The 24,564-nt window shown below is 41.6% G+C and carries 26 protein-coding genes and 1 pseudogene; 14 read left to right on the top strand and 13 right to left on the bottom strand.

Translation table 11 applies throughout. The features are described 5' to 3' along the window. Positions 1-30 precede the first annotated feature (30 nt). The 3 genes from trmFO to FNW02_RS27550 form a co-directional block, all read right to left on the bottom strand. Positions 31-1,344 (bottom strand): FADH(2)-oxidizing methylenetetrahydrofolate--tRNA-(uracil(54)-C(5))-methyltransferase TrmFO, encoded by a 1,314-nt coding sequence (gene trmFO, locus FNW02_RS27560; RefSeq protein ID WP_191760663.1) that lies wholly within the window; start codon positions 1,342-1,344, stop codon positions 31-33. A 264-nt stretch (positions 1,345-1,608) separates the two neighbouring features. Further along, entirely contained in the window at positions 1,609-2,904 is a 1,296-nt protein-coding gene (locus FNW02_RS27555) for an NAD(P)/FAD-dependent oxidoreductase (protein ID WP_191760662.1), read from the bottom strand. A 904-nt stretch (positions 2,905-3,808) separates the two neighbouring features. Continuing rightward, complete coding sequence (locus FNW02_RS27550) at positions 3,809-4,063, bottom strand: hypothetical protein (RefSeq protein ID WP_191760661.1); 255 nt, start codon at positions 4,061-4,063, stop codon at positions 3,809-3,811. 245 nt (positions 4,064-4,308) lie between these two features. Between FNW02_RS27550 and FNW02_RS27545 the strand changes: the two genes are divergently transcribed. The 4 genes from FNW02_RS27545 (at position 4,309) to FNW02_RS27530 (ending at position 7,981) form a co-directional block, all read left to right on the top strand. After that, a complete protein-coding gene (locus FNW02_RS27545; RefSeq protein ID WP_191760660.1) occupies positions 4,309-6,465 on the top strand; it encodes a Tex family protein in 2,157 nt (718 codons plus the stop codon). Between the two features lie 92 nt (positions 6,466-6,557). Continuing rightward, positions 6,558-6,899 (top strand): 2Fe-2S iron-sulfur cluster-binding protein, encoded by a 342-nt coding sequence (locus FNW02_RS27540; protein WP_191760677.1) that lies wholly within the window; start codon positions 6,558-6,560, stop codon positions 6,897-6,899. Positions 6,900-7,231: 332 nt separating this feature from the next. Then, positions 7,232-7,630 (top strand): phage holin family protein, encoded by a 399-nt coding sequence (locus FNW02_RS27535; RefSeq protein ID WP_191760659.1) that lies wholly within the window; start codon positions 7,232-7,234, stop codon positions 7,628-7,630. 159 nt (positions 7,631-7,789) lie between these two features. Beyond that, complete coding sequence (locus tag FNW02_RS27530) at positions 7,790-7,981, top strand: YqaE/Pmp3 family membrane protein (protein WP_162397657.1); 192 nt, start codon at positions 7,790-7,792, stop codon at positions 7,979-7,981. A 224-nt stretch (positions 7,982-8,205) separates the two neighbouring features. On the opposite strand, the gene FNW02_RS27525 is transcribed toward FNW02_RS27530, so the two are convergent. Further along, complete coding sequence (locus tag FNW02_RS27525; protein ID WP_191760658.1) at positions 8,206-9,006, bottom strand: histidine kinase; 801 nt, start codon at positions 9,004-9,006, stop codon at positions 8,206-8,208. Between the two features lie 219 nt (positions 9,007-9,225). Between FNW02_RS27525 and FNW02_RS27520 the strand changes: the two genes are divergently transcribed. Genes FNW02_RS27520 through FNW02_RS27505 form a run of 4 tightly spaced genes read left to right on the top strand, consistent with a single transcriptional unit; the run spans position 9,226 to position 11,821 of the window. Next, a complete protein-coding gene (locus FNW02_RS27520; RefSeq protein ID WP_191760657.1) occupies positions 9,226-9,450 on the top strand; it encodes a hypothetical protein in 225 nt (74 codons plus the stop codon). Between the two features lie 57 nt (positions 9,451-9,507). Next, positions 9,508-9,843, top strand: coding sequence for a cytochrome c6 PetJ (gene petJ, locus FNW02_RS27515; protein ID WP_191760656.1), 336 nt, complete (start codon positions 9,508-9,510; stop codon positions 9,841-9,843). 18 nt (positions 9,844-9,861) lie between these two features. Continuing rightward, the gene (locus tag FNW02_RS27510; protein ID WP_191760655.1) at positions 9,862-10,881 is read left to right on the top strand and encodes an aldo/keto reductase; all 1,020 of its coding nucleotides are present in this window, start codon (positions 9,862-9,864) and stop codon (positions 10,879-10,881) included. A 58-nt stretch (positions 10,882-10,939) separates the two neighbouring features. Further along, positions 10,940-11,821 (top strand): CHAT domain-containing protein, encoded by an 882-nt coding sequence (locus FNW02_RS27505; protein WP_225225929.1) that lies wholly within the window; start codon positions 10,940-10,942, stop codon positions 11,819-11,821. Positions 11,822-11,845: 24 nt separating this feature from the next. On the opposite strand, the gene purU is transcribed toward FNW02_RS27505, so the two are convergent. The 6 genes from purU to FNW02_RS27475 form a co-directional block, all read right to left on the bottom strand. Continuing rightward, a complete protein-coding gene (gene purU, locus FNW02_RS27500) occupies positions 11,846-12,700 on the bottom strand; it encodes a formyltetrahydrofolate deformylase (RefSeq protein ID WP_191760654.1) in 855 nt (284 codons plus the stop codon). An 11-nt stretch (positions 12,701-12,711) separates the two neighbouring features. Then, positions 12,712-13,335: a DUF4340 domain-containing protein gene (locus FNW02_RS27495; RefSeq protein WP_191760653.1), complete on the bottom strand. Its 624-nt coding sequence runs from the start codon at positions 13,333-13,335 to the stop codon at positions 12,712-12,714. Between the two features lie 186 nt (positions 13,336-13,521). Beyond that, positions 13,522-15,165 carry a GldG family protein gene (locus tag FNW02_RS27490; RefSeq protein WP_191760676.1) on the bottom strand — a complete coding sequence of 548 codons (1,644 nt, stop codon included), beginning with the start codon at positions 15,163-15,165 and terminating at the stop codon, positions 13,522-13,524. Between the two features lie 118 nt (positions 15,166-15,283). Further along, the gene (locus tag FNW02_RS27485; RefSeq protein WP_191760652.1) at positions 15,284-16,096 is read right to left on the bottom strand and encodes an ABC transporter permease; all 813 of its coding nucleotides are present in this window, start codon (positions 16,094-16,096) and stop codon (positions 15,284-15,286) included. Further along, complete coding sequence (locus tag FNW02_RS27480; RefSeq protein WP_191760651.1) at positions 16,097-17,110, bottom strand: ABC transporter ATP-binding protein; 1,014 nt, start codon at positions 17,108-17,110, stop codon at positions 16,097-16,099. It lies immediately after the preceding gene. A 280-nt stretch (positions 17,111-17,390) separates the two neighbouring features. Then, positions 17,391-17,765 carry a c-type cytochrome gene (locus FNW02_RS27475; RefSeq protein WP_191760650.1) on the bottom strand — a complete coding sequence of 125 codons (375 nt, stop codon included), beginning with the start codon at positions 17,763-17,765 and terminating at the stop codon, positions 17,391-17,393. Between the two features lie 209 nt (positions 17,766-17,974). Here FNW02_RS27475 and petG point away from each other — a divergent pair, with 209 nt between their 5' ends. After that, a complete protein-coding gene (gene petG / locus FNW02_RS27470; protein WP_162398169.1) occupies positions 17,975-18,091 on the top strand; it encodes a cytochrome b6-f complex subunit V in 117 nt (38 codons plus the stop codon). Between the two features lie 126 nt (positions 18,092-18,217). On the opposite strand, the gene rsmD is transcribed toward petG, so the two are convergent. Further along, positions 18,218-18,790 carry a 16S rRNA (guanine(966)-N(2))-methyltransferase RsmD gene (rsmD, locus tag FNW02_RS27465; RefSeq protein ID WP_191760649.1) on the bottom strand — a complete coding sequence of 191 codons (573 nt, stop codon included), beginning with the start codon at positions 18,788-18,790 and terminating at the stop codon, positions 18,218-18,220. 150 nt (positions 18,791-18,940) lie between these two features. After that, positions 18,941-19,576: an imidazole glycerol phosphate synthase subunit HisH gene (gene hisH / locus FNW02_RS27460; RefSeq protein WP_191760648.1), complete on the bottom strand. Its 636-nt coding sequence runs from the start codon at positions 19,574-19,576 to the stop codon at positions 18,941-18,943. A 58-nt stretch (positions 19,577-19,634) separates the two neighbouring features. Between hisH and FNW02_RS27455 the strand changes: the two are divergent. Then, positions 19,635-20,147: pseudogene (locus FNW02_RS27455) on the top strand (peptidase C15). A gap of 40 nt (positions 20,148-20,187) precedes the next feature. Beyond that, the gene (locus tag FNW02_RS27450; RefSeq protein WP_191760647.1) at positions 20,188-21,555 is read left to right on the top strand and encodes a DUF3370 domain-containing protein; all 1,368 of its coding nucleotides are present in this window, start codon (positions 20,188-20,190) and stop codon (positions 21,553-21,555) included. Between the two features lie 216 nt (positions 21,556-21,771). Here the strand turns inward: FNW02_RS27450 and FNW02_RS27445 are convergent, their stop codons facing one another. Then, a complete protein-coding gene (locus FNW02_RS27445; protein WP_191760646.1) occupies positions 21,772-21,921 on the bottom strand; it encodes a hypothetical protein in 150 nt (49 codons plus the stop codon). A 35-nt stretch (positions 21,922-21,956) separates the two neighbouring features. Between FNW02_RS27445 and FNW02_RS27440 the strand changes: the two genes are divergently transcribed. The 3 genes from FNW02_RS27440 to FNW02_RS27430 all read left to right on the top strand — a co-directional run bounded on the left by FNW02_RS27440 (position 21,957) and on the right by FNW02_RS27430 (position 24,312). Beyond that, a complete protein-coding gene (locus FNW02_RS27440) occupies positions 21,957-22,931 on the top strand; it encodes a cysteine synthase A (protein ID WP_191760645.1) in 975 nt (324 codons plus the stop codon). A gap of 100 nt (positions 22,932-23,031) precedes the next feature. Next, positions 23,032-23,364 (top strand): (2Fe-2S) ferredoxin domain-containing protein, encoded by a 333-nt coding sequence (locus FNW02_RS27435; RefSeq protein ID WP_191760644.1) that lies wholly within the window; start codon positions 23,032-23,034, stop codon positions 23,362-23,364. A gap of 54 nt (positions 23,365-23,418) precedes the next feature. Then, on the top strand, positions 23,419-24,312 hold the full coding sequence (locus FNW02_RS27430) for a DUF5331 domain-containing protein (protein WP_191760643.1): 894 nt from the start codon (positions 23,419-23,421) through the stop codon (positions 24,310-24,312). The last annotated feature ends 252 nt before the right edge of the window (positions 24,313-24,564 follow it).

The raw sequence follows: 24,564 nt of genomic DNA, 5'->3' as shown, positions 1-24,564 counted from the left end.
GGGTGTTTCAGCCTCCATTTTTAAGCTACGTCACTGATTTGCTTTCCAGTTTGCTAAGTCAGCCAAAGAGCGATCGCGATAACGTCCGTAACGCTCCTGTTTATTTTTGATTTTCGCACCAAGTTCTGGAAAAACCCCAAAGTTGGGCGGCATTGGTTGGAAATGCTTGGGCGAAGCAGAACTGATAAATTCAAACAGCGCTCCCATCATTGTTGTTGATGGTAAAACCAATGGTTCTTTACCTAAAGCTAATCTGGCAGCATTTCTGCCAGCTAAACAACCACCTGCTGCCGCTGCGGTGTAGCCTTCAGTCCCAATCAACTGCCCAGCAGCGAGCAAAGTTGGGCGCTGCTTAAATTGCAGGGTAGGATGCATTAACTGAGGAGCATTGATAAAGGTGTTGCGGTGCATCACGCCCAACCGCACAAACTCAGCATTTTCCAAACCCGGAATTAGCTGGAATATTCGCTTTTGCTCACCCCAACGCAGATTAGTTTGAAATCCTACCATATTCCAAAGTTGACCTGCTTTGTCTTCTTGCCGCAACTGTACTACAGCATAAGGACGCTCCCCAGTACGACTATCAGATAACCCGACAGGTTTCAGGGGGCCGTAACGCATCGTGTCTTCTCCGCGCTGTGCTAGTTCTTCAATGGGTAGACACGCTTCAAAAAATTTTGCCGTTTCCCGTTCAAAATCTTTGAGTTCTGTTTGTTCGGCTTTACATAATTCTTCCCGAAACCGCAAGTACTGCTCTTTATTCATTGGGCAATTGAGATAAGCGGCTTCACCCTTGTCATAACGGGATGCCATAAAGGCAATATCACGGTTAATCGATTCTCCCACGACAATCGGACTAGCTGCATCGAAAAAGCTGAGGTATTCCATCCCTGTCAAGCGGCGCAAATCTTCTGCTAAATCGGGACTAGTTAAAGGCCCAGTCGCCAAAACTACAATTCCTTCAGGAATGGCTTGTACTTCACCCCTACGGAATTCAATTAAAGGATGACTAGACAAAGTTTGGGTCAAGTCTTGCCCAAATTGTCCCCTGTCTACAGCTAGCGCTCCACCAGCAGGAACGGCATGTTCATCAGCTTTAGAAATAACTATAGAACCAAGTTGGCGCAATTCTTCGTGCAATAATCCAGCGGCGCGATCGCTTGCCATTGCCCCAAAGGAATTACTACATACTAATTCTGCCAGATGCTCTGTATGATGAGCAGGGCTAAAGCGTTTTGGACGCATTTCATGCAGAATCACCGACACTCCAGCTTGAGCTATTTGCCAAGCTGCTTCTGTTCCAGCTAGTCCACCTCCAATTACTTGTATTGGTTGTTGATGCATGGTTAATTTTTTAATTACTAGTTCCGTTAAAAATAATTTGCTGGGGATGTGTGTATATTAACAATCATAAGATAATTCTTCACAGGATAGACATTTTGAATCAGCTGCTTGAGATTTGCTCAGGTTATCATCCAGAGCCTTGGCGAGCGCAAGTCCAGTAAATATTGAGTCCAGATTGGATATAATCTGGAGTCAGCTAATTAACCAAATTAAACAGCGATCGCCTGCCCAAAACTGAGAATTATTTGTCTGAAATTCTCCAAATCATAAAAACGATTTTTTCATAAATTCGTTCACATGATGGACAACTGTATTGTTATTCAGTGTGTCACTTACAAACTGTGAATTATTAAGAATCAAAAAATCTTCGTGTTCAGTAGCAATTTTAGGAACCAATTTTGAGTAGTTTAAAACCTGCAACGGTTGGATTTTTGTGGCACGATTAATGTGTGCTACTACAATGTCATCTGTATTGATATCTGGGAATATCAAACGTAGTCCCTGGAAAAACATCTTTAGTAACTCATCATCCGATTTTTGGAAAAGAGGGTCTTTAAAATGTATGTATTTTGGGAAATAGGTGATGTGTAGTCCTGCTGTTTCCTTTAACGCAACTAAGTTACTCATACCAATTACTCCTGTAAAAGGAATACGTTGGTCTGCAAGATTTACTACGTAATAAGGAACTAATGGTTTACGGGTAATCAGTGCCATGCAAATGACACCTAAATATTCCACTTTGTCGCTTGTACCTGCAACATTTACCAAATCTGGAGCTGTAATATGTTGTAGAAGATTGACTGGCCCAGTAAAAATTGCTTTGTCAAAATGCTCTTTTACACCATTATGTTCGATCCACATCCCACCTTCTGCACAAGGTGCAATGTATTCAACTGTCGCACCTGTGCAGATATTGCCGCCAGCAGCACTAATTAATTTTTCTAACTGGTCAAAAACAGTCTTGTAACCGCCCTCAACATAACCAAGTTGTTCTTTATGCAATGATGAATCACGGGCTGAAAACAAACGTTTGATATAAGCCCAAATAAAGACAGCTGAGACACGCTTATAGTTTTCCCCAACTTTGGCTAATAGTAAAGGTTTCCAAAGCTTTTCGTATGTATTCCTGCCTGAAAGTTTCAAAAGCCAATCTTCAACAGGAATTTTCTCAAGTTTAAGCCAGTTTTTGATTCGTGATCCATACAACAGAGTGATTGCCAAGCGCATCTTTCCGATAAGAGTCAGCGGCGGAAAGCGCAGAAATTCTATGGTGTTACTAATCGAATACAATTTTTGATCTATATAGCATCCTGTCAGAGTTGGACGCCAACGCAGCTTGTCCCCCAGTCCAATTTCTTTAATAAAATTGATTAAGTCTTTATCTGACGGTAAAATGACATGATAAAAACGATCCCAGACAAAGGGGCCGTAATCATAATGAGTGGTAAGCCCACCGAGTTGTTTGTTGCTCTCAAATACAGTTATTTTATGACCTTCTTGTGAAAGACGGTAAGCTAAAGCTAACCCCATCATTCCGCCGCCGATAATGCCTATATTCATATATTTGATAGTAGAGTTAAAAAAGTCTTAACAGGCTCACAGACTTATCTGCAAGCTATGCCAGTAGCAAAGCTGATTAATTAAGAATTTATACTCGTTTGAGTTTGTATAGGCTATCTTTATTAAACACTGAAATCTATGAAAAACTTAAGTATAATTTAATACTAACACGTAAGTAGATGGCTTAATCTGATAGTCAATTGCTTTCTTTATTTATTTTTTCTCACTACATGTAATTTTTCCCTAAAGAACTATGTTTAAAAATTATTGTTACATGTAATTATCTACTAGATTACCACGAGAAAACAATGTTTCAAATTGACTGTTGTACTTCATCAAAAATTTATTTATTGATAATATCTTTAAACCAAATCTTCACAAAATAAATATTCTGTTATATATAAATTTTTAAACTTAAAAATTTGTACATTTTGTACATTTATTGGTAGTTAATATTATAAATAATTGAACTTTTAATCAAAGTTCTGTTGATATTAGCTTTAATAAGGCATTTTTGGGTATTGTCCGGCGGTTTACTGGGAGTGAGAATTGATAAAACAAACTACTTTGTGCTAAGGCAAGCTTTAAATAACCTAAAAACTTCTCAAATTAAAGTATTGGGTATGGTTAGTAACGGTCACAAAAACAGCATTAACGCCTATTAAAACTATACAAAGAGAAGGGCGATCGCCTTACTATCTCAGTACACGAGTAATTTTTGGTAAGATACAGTCTCTTGTGTTACTTAATTGCGCCCATTACCATTAGAAATGTGGTGACTACTCTTTAATTGCTATAATTTATCCCCTAGGAAATTCACCTTCCTAGATTAAACCTTTTAGCTACGTGTAATTTAATCTCAGTATTCTGAGTTTGAGATAAAATTAGGTCATAGTAAGCAGTATTATTTAATTGGTCTTGGTGGTTTTCCTGTAGCTTCAGTTTGTTTATGCTCATTCTTCTGCAAGAGTCTGTTAGTACTGATGAGCACAATAATCAACAGCACAAGCTGGATCTGCCAAGGCGCTAAGACCAAACTCAAAATCAAGCTGATAACTGCAAACACATCTGCAAGGTAAGCGATTTCATCATTACGCTTTTTAAATAAATAGCCAGTTACTAAAGCAGTACACAGTGGAATCAAAAAAAACAAAGGCATTTATAATAACCTCTGAACTAAAGTCCGAAGGGTTTATCAAACAGACTGATACTGTTTGGAGAATCGTGGTTTATTTTACCTCCAAGAAGGTTTTAGGTACAATACTCCATTTGAAATAACAGCGTAATTATTCAAGATTACGCAATCATCTAGTAGATTAGCTTAAAACTTTGAGGTTGTGCCAAAAGAACGATCTAGCATATTACCTTTAGGAGTAGCATTTTCAATTTATATTTAGACACCCGATGCTGAACATTCCTCAATCACTGGCAACTGAACTAAATCTCAAACCTCATCAGGTGCAAAACGCGCTAGAACTTTTAGCGGAGGGTGCAACAATTCCTTTCATTGCACGTTACCGCAAAGAGCGCACTAATGAAATGAATGAAGTGCAACTGCGCGATTTGTCAGATAGGTATACTTACTTAACAGAATTAGAAGAACGGAAATCGGTAATTTTAAATGCGATCGCCGAGCAAGGTAAACTCACAGATGAACTCAAAGCGAAAATCACATCCTGTTTACAAAAAACTGAACTTGAGGATTTATACTTACCCTATCGACCAAAGCGACGTACCCGCGCCACCATCGCTAGAGAAAAAGGACTCGAACCCCTAGCGGAGTTTATTAAATCACTGAATGCGAAAAATACTGTATCGCCGTCATTAACCGAGGAAGCAGCCAAGTATATTTCGGAGCAGGGAGTCAAAACAGCAGATGAAGCGCTCAAAGGTGCTGCTGATATCTTAGCGGAAGAGGTGGCAGAAAAAGCTGAATTACGCGCATATATCCGCGAATATCTTTTAGATGAAGGGGTATTCATCTCCCGGATTAAAGATGATTATCCCGAAGGTACAACCAAATTTGAAATGTACCGTAACTATCAAATGAAGGTAAAAAATATTGCACCCCACAATATGCTGGCGTTATGTCGGGGTGAAACTGAAAAAGTATTAAGCTTTGAAATTACCTTCGATGAGGATGTAGTACTTTCCTATCTGGAAACGCAAGAGATAAAAACGAAAGTCCGTACAGTTCGGGATTTTTATCAGGCGATGCTGAAGGATGCATTCAATCGGCTGATGAAAGCTTCCTTGACAGGGGAAGTGATTTCTGAGATAAAAACCTATGCAGATATTGAATCTATCAAGACATTTGAAGCGAATTTGCGGGAGTTGCTGCTATCTGCACCAGCAGGGATGAAACCAACCCTAGCAATAGATCCCGGATTTAGAACTGGGTGTAAAGTTGCAGTACTCGATCAAACGGGGAAATTTTTGGAATACCAAGCGGTGTTTCCTCACCAAGCGGCTGAACAAAGATTGAAAGCTGCACAAACTATCAAAAATTTGATTGAGAAATACAAGATTGAATTAATTGCTATTGGTAATGGTACAGCATCCCGCGAGACAGAGGAATTTGTTGACCAACTGCTGCAAACTACAGAACGTAAACCCATTAAGGTGATGGTGAATGAATCTGGCGCATCTATATATTCTGCTAGCAAAGTAGCACTAGAAGAGTTTCCCGATTTAGATGTTACCGTGCGCGGCGCAATTAGTATCGGTCGCCGCTTACAAGATCCCTTGGCGGAACTCGTGAAAATCGATCCCAAATCGATTGGCGTGGGACAATACCAGCACGATGTTGATCAAAAGTTATTGAAGAAGAAGTTGGATGAAACTGTAGAAAGCTGCGTTAACTACGTTGGTGTGGACTTGAACACTGCTTCTAAGGAACTTTTGACTTCTGTCTCTGGGATTACAGGAACGGTTGCCAATAATATTGTCGCCTATCGTAACCAGCATGGAGCCTTTAAAAATCGCCGACAACTCTTGAAAGTTGCGAAGTTGGGGCCAAAAGCCTTTGAACAAGCGGCGGGTTTTTTGCGAATTCGTGGCGGTGATAATCCTCTGGATAATACAGCTGTGCATCCAGAGAGTTATCCTGTAGTAGAGGCGATCGCATCAGATTTGAGTGTGCCATTAAATCAAGTCACACAAATTGCCGAAAAACTTAAAAAAACTAACCTCAAAAAATACGTTACCGATACCGTTGGTGAACCCACACTGCGTGACATTCTTAGCGAACTGGAAAAACCAGGTAGAGATCCTCGTGCAGAGTTTAAGTATGCCACCTTCAAAGAAGGAATTAAGGAAATTAGGGATTTGCAAGTGGGGATGGAACTAGAGGGAATCATCACCAATGTCGCTAACTTCGGCGCGTTTGTTGATATTGGTGTGCATCAAGATGGTTTGGTGCATATCTCCCAACTAACAGACAGATTCGTAGATGATCCCAAAAAAGTTGTCAAAGTCGGACAAGTTGTCAAAGTACAGGTGTTAGAAGTTAACGAGAAACTCAAGCGGATTAGTTTGTCAATGAAAGCAGTTAAACAATAAATTTATAAAGTTTGTAGTTAGTGCTTTAGCGCTTTAGCGCTAAAGCACTAACTACAAGCCGTAAAATGTTTTTAGTTACTCAGAAACAGTTGATGGCAGTTTATCAAGTCCGACTTATTAATCCTGCACTTGGATTGGATCGCACCATTCAAGTACCAGACGATCAATATATTCTTGATCTAGCAGAAGAAGCTGGTATCCGTCTACCATCTGGGTGTAAGCAAGGTGAATGTTCTGCTTGTGTTACTAAACTCATTAGTGGTGAAGTTGATCAAAGTGAGCAGAAATTTCTGCGCTTAAATGAAATTCAGGCTGGTTATGTTGTTAGTTGTGTAACTTACCCCTTGTCTGATTGCATTTTAGAAACTCATCAAGAACAAGTGTTGTATAAATCAGCTCTTTACTATAAACCTGAAGCCGAAAAATCGGAGTAGTCTACGCACTGTTTTATTAAATTAATCTTAAAATTTACTGAGTGCGTTCAACAAATGTAATAGATTCTTGTACCATTCTCAATAAGTGTAGGGCGGTAATTACTACCAACGGTAGAACCAGCCTTTTAGTAAAAAATTGGTAATACTTACTTTACAAAAATCGCAATAATGCCATTGATGCAAAATGTGAGTTTAAAGACTCCATTTTCTCAATAATCGGCCAAATGGTAGAAGCAAATTCTATCTTCCAAGAGAGGTTAAAGTCTAGCGCATAGCTGAAGATGAGGTAAGCACCTTACAAAGTAAATCTCTTTAGTTATTAGGTAAAAAGGATGTTGACACCATTTTTAACCGCGCTAGCTACAGCCTTGAGCCTGTTGATTGTTGATTTAGTTGTTCCGGGCGTTAACATTGCTAACTTTCCAGCAGCTATGATTGCCGCTGTAGTAGTTGGTCTGATTAACGGTTCAGTAAAGCCGGTTCTTTCTGCGTTGTCTTTACCGCTGAATTTTCTATCATTTGGAGCATTTTCGCTCGTTATCAACGGTTTATGTTTTTGGTTAGCAGCAGTGTTAGTTCCTGGGTTCTCAGTTAGTGGAATTATCGGTTTTCTTGTCGGGCCAGTAATTCTAACTTTTGCTAACACATTCATTAACAACTACTTTGTTGAAAAAAATCTGTTAAGCAGCGGTAGCGACGTAAAAACCCAAGGTGAATTACCCTCAAGATAAATATCATTAGGAGTAGAAACACTAAATATATTTTATTTATATCTTCATGTCTCTACTCCAAATAAATCTCCGAATTAAGATAATTCATTAGATGGATTTTCTAATTCGGTATCTTCAAGAGAATGTAATTAAACAAAATCACAAAGTTGTAACAAAATCATGAAACTAGTTCGTTTTCTTCTAGGTTTGGTAGTGCCTCCTTTAGGCGTTTTTCTCACAGTTGGAGTTGGCCCAACGCTAATTATTAATGTGTTGCTGACCCTTTTAGGTTGGCTTCCTGGTAGTATTCATGCAGTTTGGGTGATTGCCAAGCATGAAGAACAACTTGATAGACAGCCAGGGACTTACTAATAACTGATGTTAATTTGGGTAATGGTTGTAACACTACCATTACCCATTAATAATTTTTGTAATTACAATATAAGTTATTATTAAATATTCAAAATTTCTTCTCAAGCAAACAAAATAGGGTGGAGTATATCCACCCTATTTTTTTATGCTATCTACTAAGTTAACGTTACCTTCGTGTACATTCCTCGTGACAAACACCATGTCGGGTTATTTTTAGATGCAGTCTACTTGTGAACAATATCGTGCTCTTTATCAGCAGGTTCTTTTTCTTTGAATAAATCAGCTGCGGTGAGCAGTAACTCTCTTAATGTTTGTTTAATCTGGCGCTCTTTTCTCGCTATAGATGTACCAGCTTCACCAAGTTTATCTTCTAGTTGCGATCGCTTCTGTTCTACTTGTACAGCCATATTTTCAGCTTGTGGACGAGCTTGACCATACCAGTGTTTAGCCTCGTCTAGATAATCTTGAACCTCCATAGAACGTCCGCCGTAGCGTGCAGCTAAATTAGCTCGCACAATCGCTAGTTGCGCTTGCAGTTGAGCATAGCGTTTCTTTAACAAGCTTACTTCTTCACTGTTTTTGATGGAATTGACAGCAGAATCAATTGCAGTTTTTGTCCCATCAGTGCTTTCTTTACCAGTCTCTTCAATCTCTGCCAAAATTACATCAACCTCTTGCTGGAGTTGTTCCTCTTCACCATCTAATTGAGCTTGTAGTCTCTTCAAATCTGTTTGAGTTTTAACAATAGCTTCGTGTCTTTTAGCGTTAACACCTTCTAGCGCACCTTCAATCGATGCTGTCACTTCTTCTTTGAGTTCAGTACCTTTTTCTTGAAAGTTTTCAATCACAGCAGATACAGCATCTTTAACAAGTCCACGAAGTTCACTTGAACCTTCTTTAAATTCAGAAGCTACCTGAGAAACTGCGGCTTTGACAATTTCTCGAATCCTTTCAGTTCTTAACTGTCCGGTTTCTTTGGCTTGTTGTAGATCGGATTGAATTTGTTGTTTGATATTGTTAGCCATCTTCAACTCTTGGGATTTAACTAATTTGGATAAAGATTTCTAGACATCATGCTATATACATATTATGGCGTAGGCTTCTTTGGTCAGGCACTTCCTTTAGATAGAAAACTACAAATAACAAGATACGCAACTTCTTAAAGAAGTCGGGTATCTAAGGTGATACTATGTTGCTTATTTGTGGGATGATTGATATTTACTACTAGTAAGTGAGAATAAAATATGTGGCGAGTAAACATTACTTGTTCAGGCGATGCCTGGAAGCGTTATGCTATTGAATTTAAGGCGATCGCAGAGAAGTATCAAGGCGAATTAATTAGTTCCAAAAAAATGCCCGATGGTACACGGATTATGGCATATAAAATTGAGGATGTTAGCGATGCGGAAGCGTTTCAGGAAGATTGTGCCAACTTTGATGGATTTGTAGCTGATTTTGAATCCTTGTAGTATGGTTCTGAATCTTCAATATATCTAAAAAACCATTACAAAATTGGGAGAAACTGAGTGAAGAGATTACTCAAGTTAGTATTAGTAATATTTTTATTATTTACGAGTACTTTTACTTTACCTGCTAGTGCCGCAGATATAGCTGACGGAGCACAAATTTTTAGCGTTCATTGTGCTGGTTGTCATGTGAATGGCGGTAACATCATCAGGCGAGGTAAGAATCTCAAAAAGCAAGCGCTAAAAAAATATGGTATGGATTCAATAGAGGCAGTTACATCCATTGTGACTAATGGTAAAAATAATATGTCAGCCTATAAAGACCGCCTCTCTGAACAGGAAATTCAAGATGTTGCGGCTTACGTTCTCGAACAAGCTGAAACCAACTGGCGTTAAGTAATCAAACATTAAAACATGAATCTACCAACAGCAAGTCGTCTTCAATTTACCCCTGATTTAAACATTTGCCGAATTTTAAATGGCATGTGGCAAGTGTCTGGCGGACACGGACGCATTGACCCAAAAGCTGCCATTCAAGCTATGTTTAAATATATGGATGCAGGCTTTACAACTTGGGATTTAGCAGACCATTATGGCCCCGCCGAAGACTTGATTGGTGAGTTCCGACGTCAACTCACTGCTACACGTGGTAAAGAGGCTTTATCTAATCTTCAAGCTTTCACAAAATGGGTTCCTCGTCCTGGCAAAATGACGAAAAAATTAGTAGAGGAAAATATTAATATCTCCTTGAAAAGGATGGATGTGGAATCCTTAGATTTGATGCAATTCCATTGGTGGGAATACCAGGATAAAAACTACCTGGATGCGCTCAAGTATATGACGGAACTTCAGACTGAGGGAAAAATTAAGCATTTAGCTTTGACTAACTTTGATACTGAACACCTAAAAATTATTACTGAAGCAGGTATCAAAATTGTTTCCAACCAAGTGCAATTTTCTCTAGTTGACCGCCGTCCCGAAGTTAATATGATTCAATTTTGCCAACAGCATGATATAAAACTTTTTACTTACGGTACAGTTTGCGGTGGTTTGCTATCAGAAAAGTATTTGGGAAAACCTGAACCGCGTGGTTCGGAATTGGCTACTGTTAGCTTGCGAAAATACAAAAATATGGTAGATGGTTGGGGCGGTTGGCAATTATTTCAAGAGTTGGTTGCTATTCTCAAAGAAATTGCTGATAAGCATCAAGTTAGCATTTCCAATGTGGCAGTGCGTTACATTTTAGATCAGCCAAGTGTCGGAGGTGTGATAGTTGGTGCAAGACTTGGTGTATCTGAACATATAGAAGATAACGCCAAAGTATTTAGTTTGAGTTTAGATGATGACGATCGCGATCGCATCAATGCCGTATCTCGCCAATCACGCGACTTGTACCAGCTAATCGGCGATTGCGGCGACGAATATCGCCGATAATTTTAGGAAAAAGGTGATAATACGGTGAAGGTTACTGTGGAAATTACTGCTGCCAACCATGCCCCTATTCACCTTCTCCCTCAGTCAACAGCAGACTTTTGAACTGCGCTGTGATTATGGCTCACGTCGCCTGGATAAAACGGAGTTGGCAGCACTCATTGATCTGTGTGAGCAAAACTACTATGCTCAACAAAAAGATAGTTTACCTAATCTCACCCAGTTGGGACGGCAACTTTATCAATGGCTGGATGGTAAAGAGGGATGGCTGAGAAGGGCACTGGATGAGGCGGATGAGCAAACGATTCATCTAGATTTGATTAAAACCAGCGAAGTGCAGGGGTTGAACCCCCAAACAGAACGGGTGGCCTTGGGATTAGCACATCTGCCTTGGGAATTGCTACATGATGGTGCAGGGTTTTTACTGCAACGTCAAAATATCTCCGTTTTACCAGTGCGTTCTGTGCAGCAGCGTCAAACCCAAATCATTGGCGTGCAAAATCGCCCCTTGCGGTTGCTGTTTATGGCGACTTCACCTGAAGATCCGAGAGTTCCTCCACTGGGGTTTGAGCAGGAAGAAGCGAACATTTTGCAAGCAACTAAGGAGCAGCCTTTGGCGTTGATTGTTGAAGAAAGTGGCTCCGTTGCAGAGTTAGCTAATTTGGTGAAATCCTACCCCGAAGACTATTTTGATGTCTTTCACCTCACGGGACACGGGATAATTTATACCAAAAAAGACTACGGCTCTTTGCTGCCAAAAGGTGTAACCCTAGCAGACAATACCCCCTGCTTCATCACCGAGGATGAGGTGGGAAATATGCAACTAACTACCGTCAACGACTTAGCTAGAGCCTTTCGGGGACGCTGGCCACGTGTAACTTTTCTCTCTGGTTGTCCGGGACAGGTTGCTAACAAGGGTAATCTGAAGACAGAAGATGTATAGCGCCGACTTACAGTCGCCTGGACATTACTCAAATACTACTGTGCGATTGCCATAGACTAACACCCGGTTTTGTAAGTGTAAACGCACTGCTCTAGCTAATACAACTCGCTCCAAATCTTTGCCTTTTCTTACCAAGTCTTCAACTTCGTCACGGTGGCTAACTCGTACCACATCTTGCTCAATAATCGGGCCGGCATCTAAATCAGCGGTGGCATAATGAGCGGTAGCACCAATAATTTTGACACCACGCTCAAAAGCTCTGTGATAGGGATTAGCACCTACAAAGGCTGGTAAGAATGAGTGATGAATATTAATAATTTGTGGAAATTTAGCAATAAAATCTCCACTAACAATCTGCATATACTTTGCTAATACAACTAAATCAATTTTATAATTTTGGAGTAATTCTAGTTGTTTGGCTTCCTGTTCTAGTTTGTTGTCTTTGGTGATAGGAAGGTACTGATAATCAATATTAAATTGCTCTGCAACTACCTTTAAATTAGGATGGTTGCTGATAACTAAAGGAATCTCTGCAATAAATTCTTTGGCACGTTGCCGCCAAATCAAGTCAAATAGACAGTGGTCTTGCCGGCTTACCCAAATAGCAATGCGTGGTACAGTATCAGAAAAGCGTATTTCCCATTTGGCATTTAAAGGTTGAGCGATCGCATTAAATGCCGGTGCAATTAACTCACGCGGCAAATTAAATCCATTTAACTGCCATTCAATACGGGTGAGAAACAAGCCAGCAGCAAAGTCTGTATGCTGATCTGCATGGATAATATTACCGCCATTTGCATAGATAAAATTAGCAATTTTCGCCACCAGTCCCCGTTGATCGGGGCAAGAAATTAGCAATGTTGCGGTCGGGTTAGTCATGGAAATATTGCTTAGTTGCTCTTTGTCGGAGTCGGGAGAGGAATATTTAGCGGAGGTAGTTTCTGACTATTATCTACGGGTTGTCTCCATTCTGATAGTTCCCGATTCACCGCATTTGCAAAATCTGTAGACACCAACAATACATCTATATTTCCATCTGGTTTAGCAGCGGGGTCAGCTTGAGCATACAAGAAACGACCGCTAAAGTCAGGTTTACCCAAAATCAACTGATGGCTTTGCTGATTCTTTAGAATGATATTAATAGTTGCTTGGGGTTGATCTAAGGCAAATTCTCCACGTTGGTTTGCTGGAATTGATAAAGTGCGATTGCTTTTACCTTTGACCAACAAATCCATCAAATAAGAAACAATAGCATCATTTGCTGGGCCAGATGTGGGAGATTTTAGCGACCACTTAGGATTACTAGATTGAGTGTTACGTTCCAGGTTCAGGGTAATATTTTTAGTCTTTACTATCAAAGACTGCACATCATCTTCTCCAAAAGAGAAAATTTGCTGGTTTTTCTCCTTAATTTCTTCTCGCTGAGTCGCGCCTTGAATTTCATAGAAGTAAACAAAACCACCTAAACCCAGCGCTAGCAATATTAAAATTAGAGTCGTTCGCGGCAATTTCATTTTTTAGTCATTTGTCATTGGTCAAGGTCAAGAGTACAGACGCGATTAATCGCGTTTGTACAGGAGTCAAGAGTCAAGGGGAGCCAGCGCTGTGGGCGGGTTTCCCGACTTGAGGCGACGCGTTCAAGAATCAGTATTTATTCCCCTTATGCCCCTCTGCCCCTCTGCCCCCTTCGCCACTCTCTCTTACCGTCGTTTCCACCAGATAACAGCTGCGGCAATCAAGCCAATTAGGGGTAAAAACAATAGAGACGACAGTATTAAAAGATTGGCTTGCATGGTTGTTAGGTTTATGCGTCGGTTTTTGGCTTCTTTGGGGCGAATGGAAAGGGGTTGCTGATCTTGTTGACTCAGCCAGGTAACTGAGTTGAGAAACACATCTCCATTTAATTGCTGTTGAAATAAGCCATCGGTAACGAAATCTGAGTTTCCTAAAACCACTAACCGTGATTCGGTGGCTGTTTGAGATGAGGGAGTGGGAAGAGAAAGGGGAGAGGGGGGAATTTTACTTTGGGTAGTTGGTGATGGTAGGGGTGAAGGCGTTGGTACTTGAGGAGTGGAAGTAGATTTAGTTGGTAGTTTCTTTGTTAAAGCCGCGCCCAAAGTCAGAGGCCCTTTGAGGTCTTGGTCGGGATTAAACTCTAATTTTTCGCTTTGTAGGTCGCTTTCAGCCCAGCTGTTGGGATAAGGCTTAGTTTGCAGTAGGGGAGTAGCTTCAACACCAGCTACCGGGGTAATTTCTATAGGTCTTGCAAGTGGATAAAAAGAAATACCGTTGCCAAAATCTTTGGTAATTGGATGTTGTCCGTATTCTGTCACTAGGGGAGCAGCTGGGCCAAGTCCGACTTTTTCACCGGAGACATCCACAGCTAAACGATTATCTAGGCGAACACCCCATGCTTGCAACAAGTTGTCAAGTTTGGGATCTGTATTGGGATCAATCATCAGCAGTAAGTTACCGCCGCGATTGAGATACTCTTGTAACGCTTTGACTTCGCCCTCAAACAACCCTCGCTTGGGCCCAGCTACTACTACAACAGCAGCATCTCCAGGAACTTTGGGGTTGTCTGCTAGATTCAGCGGTGATGTTGTGTAATTTTTGTCGCCTAACCCCTGAATTGCTTGTGATATTGCACCTTTAGCGGCTGAGAGTTGGCGTTCACCATGACCTTGGAGTAGATAAACTTTAGCTGTGGTTGCACTAGTGATTTGTTGCAGGCGGCTAGTTAATCTGACTTCCGACAGGCGTTCATTTTCATTTACCACCTGTACTAATTGCCGTTTATCTCCAGATTCTAGGTAAACTTCTCCATAATCTTTGACGCCAAACTTATCTGCTAATCCAGGTCTAGATTGGGGATCAATATACTCAAATTTAAATTTTGAACTTTGTCGCTGATAATTATTCAACAATTCTCGGTCTTGAGGATTTTGAGTTACATCAAATACCCACACCTTAACTGGTTGTGGTAGTGTACTCACCAATTCTCGTGACTGGGGGGCAAGGGTAAATAACTGAGTCTCTGTTAAGTCTGCCCGTAAATGGTAGCGATCGCCTAAAAAGTTAATCAACCCCAAAATCGCCAAGATTGCTAAAGTCGCCACCAAGGCATTAGTCCCAGCTTGGGTAGAACGACGCTTCCACCAGCTACTCTGCTGGCTTTGCCATACTACCCACAACCCAGTGATCACAAGTCCTGAAATCAGGAATGCTAATGGAATTGCTCCCCACTGTTCAGACACTAACCCCGCTGTTAAGCCAACAATAAATAAAAATGGCCCCAGCCAAAACAGATATTGCCACAGTGTTTTTTTTGCGATTTTCTTCATGTTATTTGTCATTTATCCTCTCTTACAAAGTTCTGTTCGCCGGAAGCCAGCGCCCAGACTTTGCGCTTTGTCATTTGTCCTTGGTCATTTGTCTTTACTAATGACTAATGACTAATGACTACTGACGCTGAAAACGTAGTGCATCAATTGATTGAGCTGTGAGAAAGATACCTAAAAAAATATAACTAGCAAATAAAATCAAGCTACTGGTATCAAAAATTCCTTGGATTAGGGTGTTGTAATGTTTTAGCAACGACAGATGACCTAATGCTCCGCCTATAGGGCCAGGGATAAGTTTGGCGATTAAATCAATGAATAATAGCAATAAGATGACTGCAAAGGTAAGAACAGCAGACAGAATTGTGCTTTCTGTTAAAGAGGAAATAAACATTCCTAAAGATAAAATCGCTGCTGCTAGCAAGATTAATCCAAAATGACCTAGTAAGGGTATTGAAGGTGACATTGGTGGATTTGCTCCACTGATTGCGATCGCTTCAAAAATTAGCATAGGCGCGATCATTGCTGTAAAAAATGTTAGCACTCCTAATAATTTACCTATAGCTACCGCCCAGTTGGTGACTGGTGACGTGGCTAACAGTTCTAAAGTGCCTCGCTTGCGTTCTTCGGCATAAAGTCCCATTGAGAGAATTGGCAGCACAAACAACAATAGCCATCCCATCCGATCCAAAAATGCCCGGACAAATTCGTAAGGAACATCTATTGGCGGTACTGGTACTCCTATTTGTTGCCCTTGTAAATCGATTGCCGCAACTGTTGGCAAGATACCATCTGGGCCCAACAAAATCATTACGAAGAACAACCCCGCAATGAACCAAAACACGCCAGCGATCGCATAAGCCAAAGGTGATACAAAATAACTCTGTAACTCTCGGCGATAAATGGCAATGATATTACCCAGTACTACACCCATTTATGCTGCTTCTCCTTCATTGGTTGCGGTTGATTCTACTTCTGTGTCTAAATTCTTTTCTTCTGTGGTCAGTTGCAAGAACACATCTTCCAGAGTAGCGTTGACACGCCGCATTTCATGTAAACCAAATCCGGCACGCACTAATGTTGTAGCAATATCTCGTCCTGGTTCTTTTCTTGGTTGCGATATCACCCGCAGGTAAGCGCGTTTACCTTGCAGAGGGGTATGATTATGCATTCCTGCTGTCGGAAACGATTCTACTAAAGCTACACCCGCGATATTTTGCAGAACTTGTTTCGCTAAGGCGGCTTCTCCTTCTATCTCTAATTCATATCCAGAGCCACCTGTCAACTGCATCATTAAGTTTTCTGGTGTGTTAGTTGCAACAATTTTTCCCCGATTGATGATGGCTACGCGGCTACAAGTCATGCTCACTTCTGGCAGGATGTGCGTGGAAAGAATAATTGTGTGAGTACCTGCAAGACTCTTAATTAAATTTCGCACCTCAATAATTTGTCGGGGGTCTAGTCCGACGGTGGGTTCATCTAGAATAATTGCTGGGGGATCATGAACGATCGCTTGAGCAATGCCGACTCTTTGGCGATATCCTTTAGAAAGTTTGCGAATAATTACTCGACGCTTTTCTTCTAAATTGCAACGTTCTATTGCTGCTGTCACTTTATTAGAGCGATCGCCTGCTGATACTCCTTTAATTCGTGCGACAAAATGCAAAAATCCCTCTACCGTCATCTCTGGATATAACGGCGGCGTTTCCGGTAAATAGCCAATCCGTTGGCGTACAGCTAGGGAATTTTCGTTGACATCATAACCAGCAATCTTAGCTTTACCATTTGTTGCAGGTAAATAACCAGCCAGAATTCGCATGGTTGTGGTTTTACCAGCACCATTTGGCCCTAAAAACCCTAAAATCTCCCCTGGCTCAACGCTAAAAGTGACATCAGTAATGGCTGGGGTAGAACCGTATATTTTACTCAGATGTTCAACTTCAATCATCTGTCTTGTGGCGATCGCTAATTATTAGATACCCAACAATCTTAGATCACCCAAGGGGGCGACGTGCCGCTTCTTTTAAGCCGTACTTCTACGGCGAAGCAAGCTACGCGTCGCGTTAGAGATTTATTGTCTTCAACTACGATTAGTTTCGAGCAGATTCAACTTACTGGCCTGTTGCAAAGGTTTTGAGAGGTTCGTAGTAAGCACTTTAGTGCTTAAAAAAATCAAGGACTTTAGTCCTTACTACAAACACGTATGACCAAATTAATGAGACAAACCACTACAACGACTCTAAATAACTTAAAAGATCCGCCATTTCTTGGACACTAGGCTTGAATTTTGGCATTGGCGGTGTTTCGCCACTAATCACTTGGTGAATCAATCCATACCGAGACTTGTGTTTTGAGACAGCTTGCAAACTGGGCCCTACTCGCCCGTCTGCTTCCAGTCCATGACAACCAGCACAGTTGATTTGAAAGATAGCGTGTCCTTGAACTGAGTTTCCTGTCAAAGATAGAACGCTTTTGACATAGGGATCAGAGGCTCGAACCAACTGAACACCAAAAAAGCCCAAAGGGACTGCTAGCAGTATCGCCAGAGCCAACAAAGCGATCCGCTGAATCAGAATTTCAGGTTTGGTAATCTGGTTATCCAAAAGGTTTGCTGTGAAAGTCTAGGTGTACTAAAAAGTTATCATTTCCTACACATAGCTTAAAAGTTCTTGATTGTGTCTGCAAGCACAAAATATGATTTTGTGGTCAGTAGTCAGGGTCTAAAAACGCTGTAGGGCGCGGATTTGTGCCGGATTTGGTAAAATCAAAAACAGGAAACGAATATTTAATAATTGCAAAGAGGAGATTTACAGTGGTTGAACCCCTGCTCTCAGGAATTGTCCTTGGTTTAATTGTCGTCACACTCGCTGGACTGTTTTACGCTGCTTATAAGCAATATAAGCGCGATAACCAGTTGGGAGGGGGGTGAATGAGTTTTGAAGTGCTGAGTTAGGAGACGGGAGACAGGAGACAGGAGACAGGAGACGGGAGACAGGAGACGAGAGTATTTATTTCTCCCTTGTCTTCCCTTGCTCCCCCTGCTCTCCCTGCTCCCCTAATCTCCCTCATCGTCAGATTCCCCTGATTTGACAATTTTGTAGAAAGTAAGAGCTGTGTTGCCATAAACTTTCTCGCGGCAAATTTCCCAAGTAGGAATCAGTGGCGGTGTCCAACCTTGGGGGTTATGTTCAACTGCAATTTCGCCGCTAGGATCTAAAAGTTGATAGTGAGCGATCGCTTCTATGACTGGCTGGTACAAACCACTAGCATAAGGCGGATCAAAGTAGATTCTGTCAAACTGCTTTCCTGATAAGGTCTTTAACTGTTGGATTGCATTTCCCCGCAATACCTTCCATTTTTGTTCACCATTAGCCACTGCCTGCCAGTTTTCTTGAATAATTACACAGGCTCGGCTCGATTGTTCAATTCCCACTACTAAGCTGGCTCCTCTACACAAAGCCTCTGCGCCCATTGAACCAGTACCAGCGCATACATCCAGCCAGCGACAACCTGCGATTCCTCCCTGCCAAATATTAAACACTGCCTCCCTTACCCGCCCACTGGTGGGTCTAGTTTCTTTCCCCGGTAAAGTTTTTAGCTGACGATTGCCGTAAATTCTCAGGCTCATGATTATTAGTCATTAGTCATTGGTCATTGGTCATTAGTCATTGGATATTAACAAAGGACAAAAGACAAATGACAAAGCACAAACTCTGTAGCTTGCTTCCGGCAAGCATAACTTTGTAAGAGAAAACAAAAAACAAAATTAAAAATGGGATTATGCAGCAATTTTTTCGCGGACTTGAGCAACAAAATTAGACAAGATTTGCAATCCAATATTAGAGGATTTTTCTGGGTGAAATTGAACTGCCATGAGGTTTTCGCGGGCGATCGCAGCTGTTACAGTTTGAGTACCGTGGGTAACGGTTGCTGCACGGATTTGCGGGTCAATTGGGTCAACATAATAGGAATGGACAAAATATACCCAAGGATCTGATGGCAAATGCTCCCACAAAATACTTTTTGGCTGAGTCACTTGCAGCTGATTCCAGCCCATGTGAGGTATGGCAATGTCAGGTTCGGGAAGAAACCGTCGCACTTTTCCCTGAACAATTCCCAGTCCTGGTTGAGTACCTTCTGAACTTGATTCAAAGAGAATTTGCAGTCCCAGACAAATTCCTAAAAAAGGTTTGCCGGATGCGATCGCATCTTTAATGGGTTGTTCCAAACCCCGGGCCCGTAAGTGTTGCACTGCGGGATCAAATGAACCTACTCCGGGCAAAATAACTGCATCTGCCTGTTCTAATTCCTTAGGAGAATAAGTAATATTAGGAGTTGCCCCAGCTTTTTCCAACCCTTTGCAGACTGAGTGCAAATTTCCCATCTCATAATCTACGACCGCAATTACTGGCATTTACCTGCTCCTTGTAAATTTATTATGGAGGGTTTTTCTATTCTAAATAATATTTGTTATGAAGAAAAGAATACTATTAATTTCTTTTGCCACTTGGCTAAGGGATCAACAGTCAAATTCTGCTGATGATTTATTACTAGAAGTTACCAAAGTTGACTTGCTCCCCCATGATTTAACTTTTCTGCGCCAGTTATCCGTAGATGTTCAGCTTGCCAGTTCTCAGGTAATTGAAAAAATCAATGAAATGCAACTTGATTGCATCATCTGTTGTGGCATGGTCGTAAGCCGTAGACAATTAAGTGTGGAAGTCGGTGCTAGCTGTGGAGAACGCATTTTAAATACAGGAGTTGATTTATAAAAATTAGTGGTGGGAGCAGCGGCAATTGAGATTAGCCAAGACTGCGGGAAATTTGTTTGTAATAGCCTTGATTATTTAGTTCTGAACTACCTGTGTCAAAATCAACTCACAACGTGTTGTATTTTTGTCCACGTTCAGGTTATAAATCAAGAAAATTTGCTCGGTATTCTGGGAAATTTCGTATTAATTATTAACAATCTGGCACTTGTATAAAGTTGTCAGCGTCTTTTTGGAGGACAAAACATCTAAAGATATGTGGTCATTGTTACTATTTTTTCCGATCGCCCAATTAACTCCTCCTACGCCACCGCCTGAAGAAGTGGTACAACCGCAAGAAGTGCGTCCTTTACCAGGCAAGCTAGATACAGTACCAACGTTTAACAGCAATAGTCCCGAATTAGTTTTGAAAGAAGGGATTTTACTCTCTACCTTTCCACCAGATGGTAAAAAAGTGCCAACGGCACATCTGAATTTTCCCTTTCGGGGGCGATTTGATATTTTTGCCCACCACGTTGCTAAGGCTGATCCACCAGAGAATTTGCAATCGCTATATCTGGGGATAATTTTGCACAATCCTGGTTCACAACCAGCAAAAGTAAATATTTGGCAAGCTGCGAGTTATTTGAGTCAACCCGATGCGCCATTTATTCAGTTACCATCTTTGAGTCAAAATCTTTTGGGTACAGTTTTTGCAGGGCCGGGCGATCGCGTCATGTCTGATGTGTTAAGAGGAAGGCGACAAGAAATCTTCCCTGCTCAAATTGAGATTCCAGCAGGGCAAAGTCAGATGTTATTAAATCTGCCAATTCCTGTGCAAGGATTGACACCGCCTTTAAATGGTCGGTCTACGTTAATGCGACTGTGGAGTAATAGTACTGTCTATGCAGCTAGCCTAGCTATGTTTGCACGTACGAATCCTGATGGTAGTGAGCGATCGCCTACTTTAGCAGAGTGGCAAAATTTACTAGACAATAGCGACTTAGCTGGCCCACGTGATAAAACCCCTACACCTCTGGAAGATACTGGCAAGCCTAGAATTTATGGACGTGTTGCTGGAGTAGCTGGGGGCTCCCAATGGAGAACCTTTTTAGTGGATAGTCCTAAAGCTAGGTATCTAACTATTCCGCAGCCTGGCCAAGTGTTTTCTTACGCTCTAAGTACTCTGCATGGCGGTACTCTGGGAACTGGTCAAATTCAGAGTGCAACCATGCTGGTACGCTATCCTGACACCGCATATCGCGCTCACGGCAACTATGGAATTCAATATAGTCTCAAGTTGCCGCTATATAACAATAATCAAAGTCCTCAAACTGTGAGTGTATCCATGCAAACGCCGCTAAAAGAGGATCAGTTGGTAAAACCAGGTTTACGCTTTTTTAGTACACCAGCCCGTCAAGTCTTCTTCCGGGGAACAGTGCGGGTACGTTACAAGAATGACCAAGGTCAGTCACAAACCAAGTTTGTACATCTAGTGCAAAAGAGAGGTCAACCAGGAGAACCGTTAGTTTTATTAAATATGAAACCAGGCGATCGCTCTTTAGTAGAAGTAGACTTTCTCTATCCGCCCGATGCTACACCACCGCAAGTATTAACGGTGTCAACCCAGGCTGAAAAACGGTAACAAGTGATAGGTAATAAGTAGGTAAACGTAATTAAATCCAAGATAAAACTTTTGTTCGTAGTGAGCGATTTCTCATTTTTACGTTGACTGTTGACTGTTGACTGTTAAAGGCGTCAGGGCGTCTTTCACCCCATCCTTAGAAGGCATGGGTTTTCCCGACGCCTTTTTATAAGCGGTATTGGATTGCTGACAAAGCTAAAAAATCAACCTGATGTGTTAGAGAAATAATCCAGCAAATCTTGCTAACGCCAGGGGCGATCGCGTGTTACTAGGGTTTATTCTAAATTTGAGTAAGGTATGGTAGCGATCGCACTTGCCTAGAGAATGGAAATAGGCGATCGTTATCTTGCCACCACTATAAGCCAAAATTTTTATAGATACTCACGTAAGGTTAAGTCAAAATGGATATCAAAAATGGCTTTGTAGGCACTATTGGCAACACGCCCCTGATTCGCTTAAACAGCTTCAGTGAAGAAACAGGTTGCGAAATCCTTGGTAAAGCAGAATTTCTGAATCCTGGTGGTTCCGTCAAAGACCGAGCCGCACTTTACATTATCAAAGACGCAGAAGAGAAAGGTCTACTCAAACCTGGTGGCACTGTCGTAGAAGGAACTGCTGGTAATACTGGCATTGGACTAGCACATATTTGCAACGCCAAAGGCTACAAATGCTTAATTATTATTCCTGATACCCAATCACAAGAAAAAATAGATGCACTGACAGCATTAGGGGCAGAAGTTCGTCCCGTTCCTGCTGTACCTTATAAAGACCCCAACAACTACGTCAGACTATCTGGCAGAATAGCTGCTGAGTTGGAAAATGCCATTTGGGCAAATCAGTTTGATAATTTAGCCAACCGCCGCGCCCACTACGAAACCACAGGGACGGAAATTTGGGCACAGACAGATGGTAAAATTGATGGGTGGGTAGCTGCAACTGGTACTGGTGGTACTTTTGCTGGTGTAGCGTTGTATTTGAAAGAACAAAATCCGGCGATTAAATGCATTGTTGCCGATCCGCTGGGTAGCGGACTTTATAGCTATATCAAAATCGGTGAAATCAAGATCGAAGGAAGTTCCATTACCGAAGGCATTGGTAATAGTCGTGTTACAGCCAATATGGAAGGCGCACCTGCTGATGATGCTATCCAGATAGATGACACAGAAGCATTGCGGGTAGTGTACCAGCTACTACGAAAAGATGGGCTGTTAATGGGTGGTTCCACGGGTATTAATGTCGGTGCAGCTGTTGCCCTAGCTAAGCAATTGGGCCCAGGACATACCATAGTCACCATCTTATGTGATAGTGGTTCCCGGTATCAGTCACGGATATTTAACCGCGAATGGCTTACCTCAAAAGGACTGTCAGTAGATTAGTTACTAGTTATTAGTCCTTACTCTCGGACTTTTGACAAATGACAAATACTTCGGCTCCTTTCGGCTCCGCTCAAGGCAAGCTGCTCAGTACAAGTGACAAATGACAAACATAACTCAACCATCAAACTTCCCCACAACAGACCAACCCTCTTCTCCTAAATGCGTGCGGGTGTGTCAAAATCGCACTTGTAAAAAGCAAGGCGCAGCCAAGGTATTAGAAGCTTTTGCGGCTTTACCAGTCCCGGAAGTGATGGTAACTGCTAGCAGTTGTTTGGGACAATGCGGTAACGGCCCGATGGTACTGACATTACCCGATATGGTTTGGTATAGCGGCGTTCAACCTAATGAAGTACCTTTATTGGTAGAACAACATTTACGAAGTGGTAAAAGAGTCAAACAGATGCTTTATTATCGATTTCATCCACAAGGATAAACCTAATTAAAATCATACAGGTCTGCACTCTTGTTGACTGAAGCGAGGCATCCAATGAACATCCAGCTGCTGCGTCAATCCTTGAAACAGAAGTGGCTAACTTACTACGAGCAAAATTGTCCCTGGCTTGTCAAAATGCGAATTTGGGGCACTTACGATGGTGTGCGGCGTCCTTTATCTGGTTTTATTTTGGCAACGCTGTCTGTTTTGGAACCACAGTTTGATGAAATACTTACTTTTATCGCTGAGCTAAGTAATAATCCTGATAAAATAGTTGCAGCTTTAGGCCTCAACTTCAATCCCGATGAAGAGTTAAGTTTAATCAAATTAGAGCATCCTGTGGCTGCAAATCTTGTTGAGCACGCATTTTCAGAGGAGATGGGTTTAGAGGAGAGTAAAGCCATGCCTATGACAACTGCTACTAAGGTAGCTCCCCAGCCTATTGCCAAGACATTAGACTCCCAAAAGCTGGCCTCAGATATGCTACGTACACACAAGTTAATACCATTGTTTACAGTTACTACGGAAGTGGCTCGCACACACAAACCTGTGCCATCGCTCGCAACTGCTACTAAAATTGCACCTGAGCCTCCTACCAAGTCACCAGCCGCTTTACTACGTGAAAAACAAGCGCGTAGCTTTGCAGCTTGTCGTCAGACATCGCAGCTTGAGCGACTCCCTTCAGCCACATCGCTAACAATTACCACTGAGGTTCCCAGCAAGGTCAAAACCATGCCCTCTTTAGCATTGACTACTGAGGTTTCTAGTAATGGTATGCGACCCATTGAGCGGCTCCCTTCAGTAGTATCACTGCCAAATACCAATGGCAAACATGTGAATATACAACTACAAGACGTTAAGAAAAAACTCAATTTATCACTCAACACTAATGCCCATAGTTTAGCTTCCTGGGTAGATGAATTTTGTCAAGGCACTGGAAGGGATTGAGTCAATAGTTTCAGTAAACTGTTAACAGTAAACGGTAAACAGCTATCAATCAAGATAATTGGGTTTAAGGGCAATGCAGTTCAGTTAAGAATTTCTTCCTCCTCTTTGCGTCCGCTACGCGAACGCGTTACCCTGCGGGAAGCCGCTCCGCGTCTACGTTAAAAAATTGAATTTGACAAAGAGTTTTAGCCTTAACTGAACCGTATTGGGTTTAAGGATAACTACTATATCGGCGCTCATTTGCAACTGAAA

Origin of the sequence: Komarekiella delphini-convector SJRDD-AB1, from assembly GCF_014831675.1 — a bacterium.
In the GTDB taxonomy this organism is placed as follows: Bacteria; Cyanobacteriota; Cyanobacteriia; order Cyanobacteriales; family Nostocaceae; genus Komarekiella.
The sequence above is the reverse complement of the archived record's forward strand: the minus strand, read 5'-3'. Positions and strand labels throughout refer to the sequence as shown.

Excerpts from the sequence above, each read along its gene's own strand:
- FNW02_RS27480 (WP_191760651.1), bottom strand. The coding sequence starts at position 17,110 with ATGATTGAAGTTGAACATCTGAGTAAAATATACGGTTCTACCCCAGCC.
- FNW02_RS27530 (WP_162397657.1), top strand. The coding sequence starts at position 7,790 with ATGAAACTAGTTCGTTTTCTTCTAGGTTTGGTAGTGCCTCCTTTAGGC.
- FNW02_RS27545 (WP_191760660.1), top strand. The coding sequence starts at position 4,309 with ATGCTGAACATTCCTCAATCACTGGCAACTGAACTAAATCTCAAACCT.
- FNW02_RS27555 (WP_191760662.1), bottom strand. The coding sequence starts at position 2,904 with ATGAATATAGGCATTATCGGCGGCGGAATGATGGGGTTAGCTTTAGCT.
- FNW02_RS27520 (WP_191760657.1), top strand. The coding sequence starts at position 9,226 with ATGTGGCGAGTAAACATTACTTGTTCAGGCGATGCCTGGAAGCGTTAT.
- FNW02_RS27440 (WP_191760645.1), top strand. The coding sequence starts at position 21,957 with ATGGATATCAAAAATGGCTTTGTAGGCACTATTGGCAACACGCCCCTG.
- FNW02_RS27535 (WP_191760659.1), top strand. The coding sequence starts at position 7,232 with ATGTTGACACCATTTTTAACCGCGCTAGCTACAGCCTTGAGCCTGTTG.
- FNW02_RS27525 (WP_191760658.1), bottom strand. The coding sequence starts at position 9,006 with ATGGCTAACAATATCAAACAACAAATTCAATCCGATCTACAACAAGCC.
- rsmD (WP_191760649.1), bottom strand. The coding sequence starts at position 18,790 with ATGAGCCTGAGAATTTACGGCAATCGTCAGCTAAAAACTTTACCGGGG.
- FNW02_RS27495 (WP_191760653.1), bottom strand. The coding sequence starts at position 13,335 with ATGAAATTGCCGCGAACGACTCTAATTTTAATATTGCTAGCGCTGGGT.
- FNW02_RS27430 (WP_191760643.1), top strand. The coding sequence starts at position 23,419 with ATGAACATCCAGCTGCTGCGTCAATCCTTGAAACAGAAGTGGCTAACT.
- FNW02_RS27505 (WP_225225929.1), top strand. The coding sequence starts at position 10,940 with ATGCCCCTATTCACCTTCTCCCTCAGTCAACAGCAGACTTTTGAACTG.
- hisH (WP_191760648.1), bottom strand. The coding sequence starts at position 19,576 with ATGCCAGTAATTGCGGTCGTAGATTATGAGATGGGAAATTTGCACTCA.
- trmFO (WP_191760663.1), bottom strand. The coding sequence starts at position 1,344 with ATGCATCAACAACCAATACAAGTAATTGGAGGTGGACTAGCTGGAACA.
- FNW02_RS27450 (WP_191760647.1), top strand. The coding sequence starts at position 20,188 with ATGTGGTCATTGTTACTATTTTTTCCGATCGCCCAATTAACTCCTCCT.
- purU (WP_191760654.1), bottom strand. The coding sequence starts at position 12,700 with ATGACTAACCCGACCGCAACATTGCTAATTTCTTGCCCCGATCAACGG.
- FNW02_RS27485 (WP_191760652.1), bottom strand. The coding sequence starts at position 16,096 with ATGGGTGTAGTACTGGGTAATATCATTGCCATTTATCGCCGAGAGTTA.
- FNW02_RS27540 (WP_191760677.1), top strand. The coding sequence starts at position 6,558 with ATGGCAGTTTATCAAGTCCGACTTATTAATCCTGCACTTGGATTGGAT.
- FNW02_RS27510 (WP_191760655.1), top strand. The coding sequence starts at position 9,862 with ATGAATCTACCAACAGCAAGTCGTCTTCAATTTACCCCTGATTTAAAC.
- FNW02_RS27550 (WP_191760661.1), bottom strand. The coding sequence starts at position 4,063 with ATGCCTTTGTTTTTTTTGATTCCACTGTGTACTGCTTTAGTAACTGGC.
- FNW02_RS27435 (WP_191760644.1), top strand. The coding sequence starts at position 23,032 with ATGACAAACATAACTCAACCATCAAACTTCCCCACAACAGACCAACCC.
- FNW02_RS27490 (WP_191760676.1), bottom strand. The coding sequence starts at position 15,165 with ATGAAGAAAATCGCAAAAAAAACACTGTGGCAATATCTGTTTTGGCTG.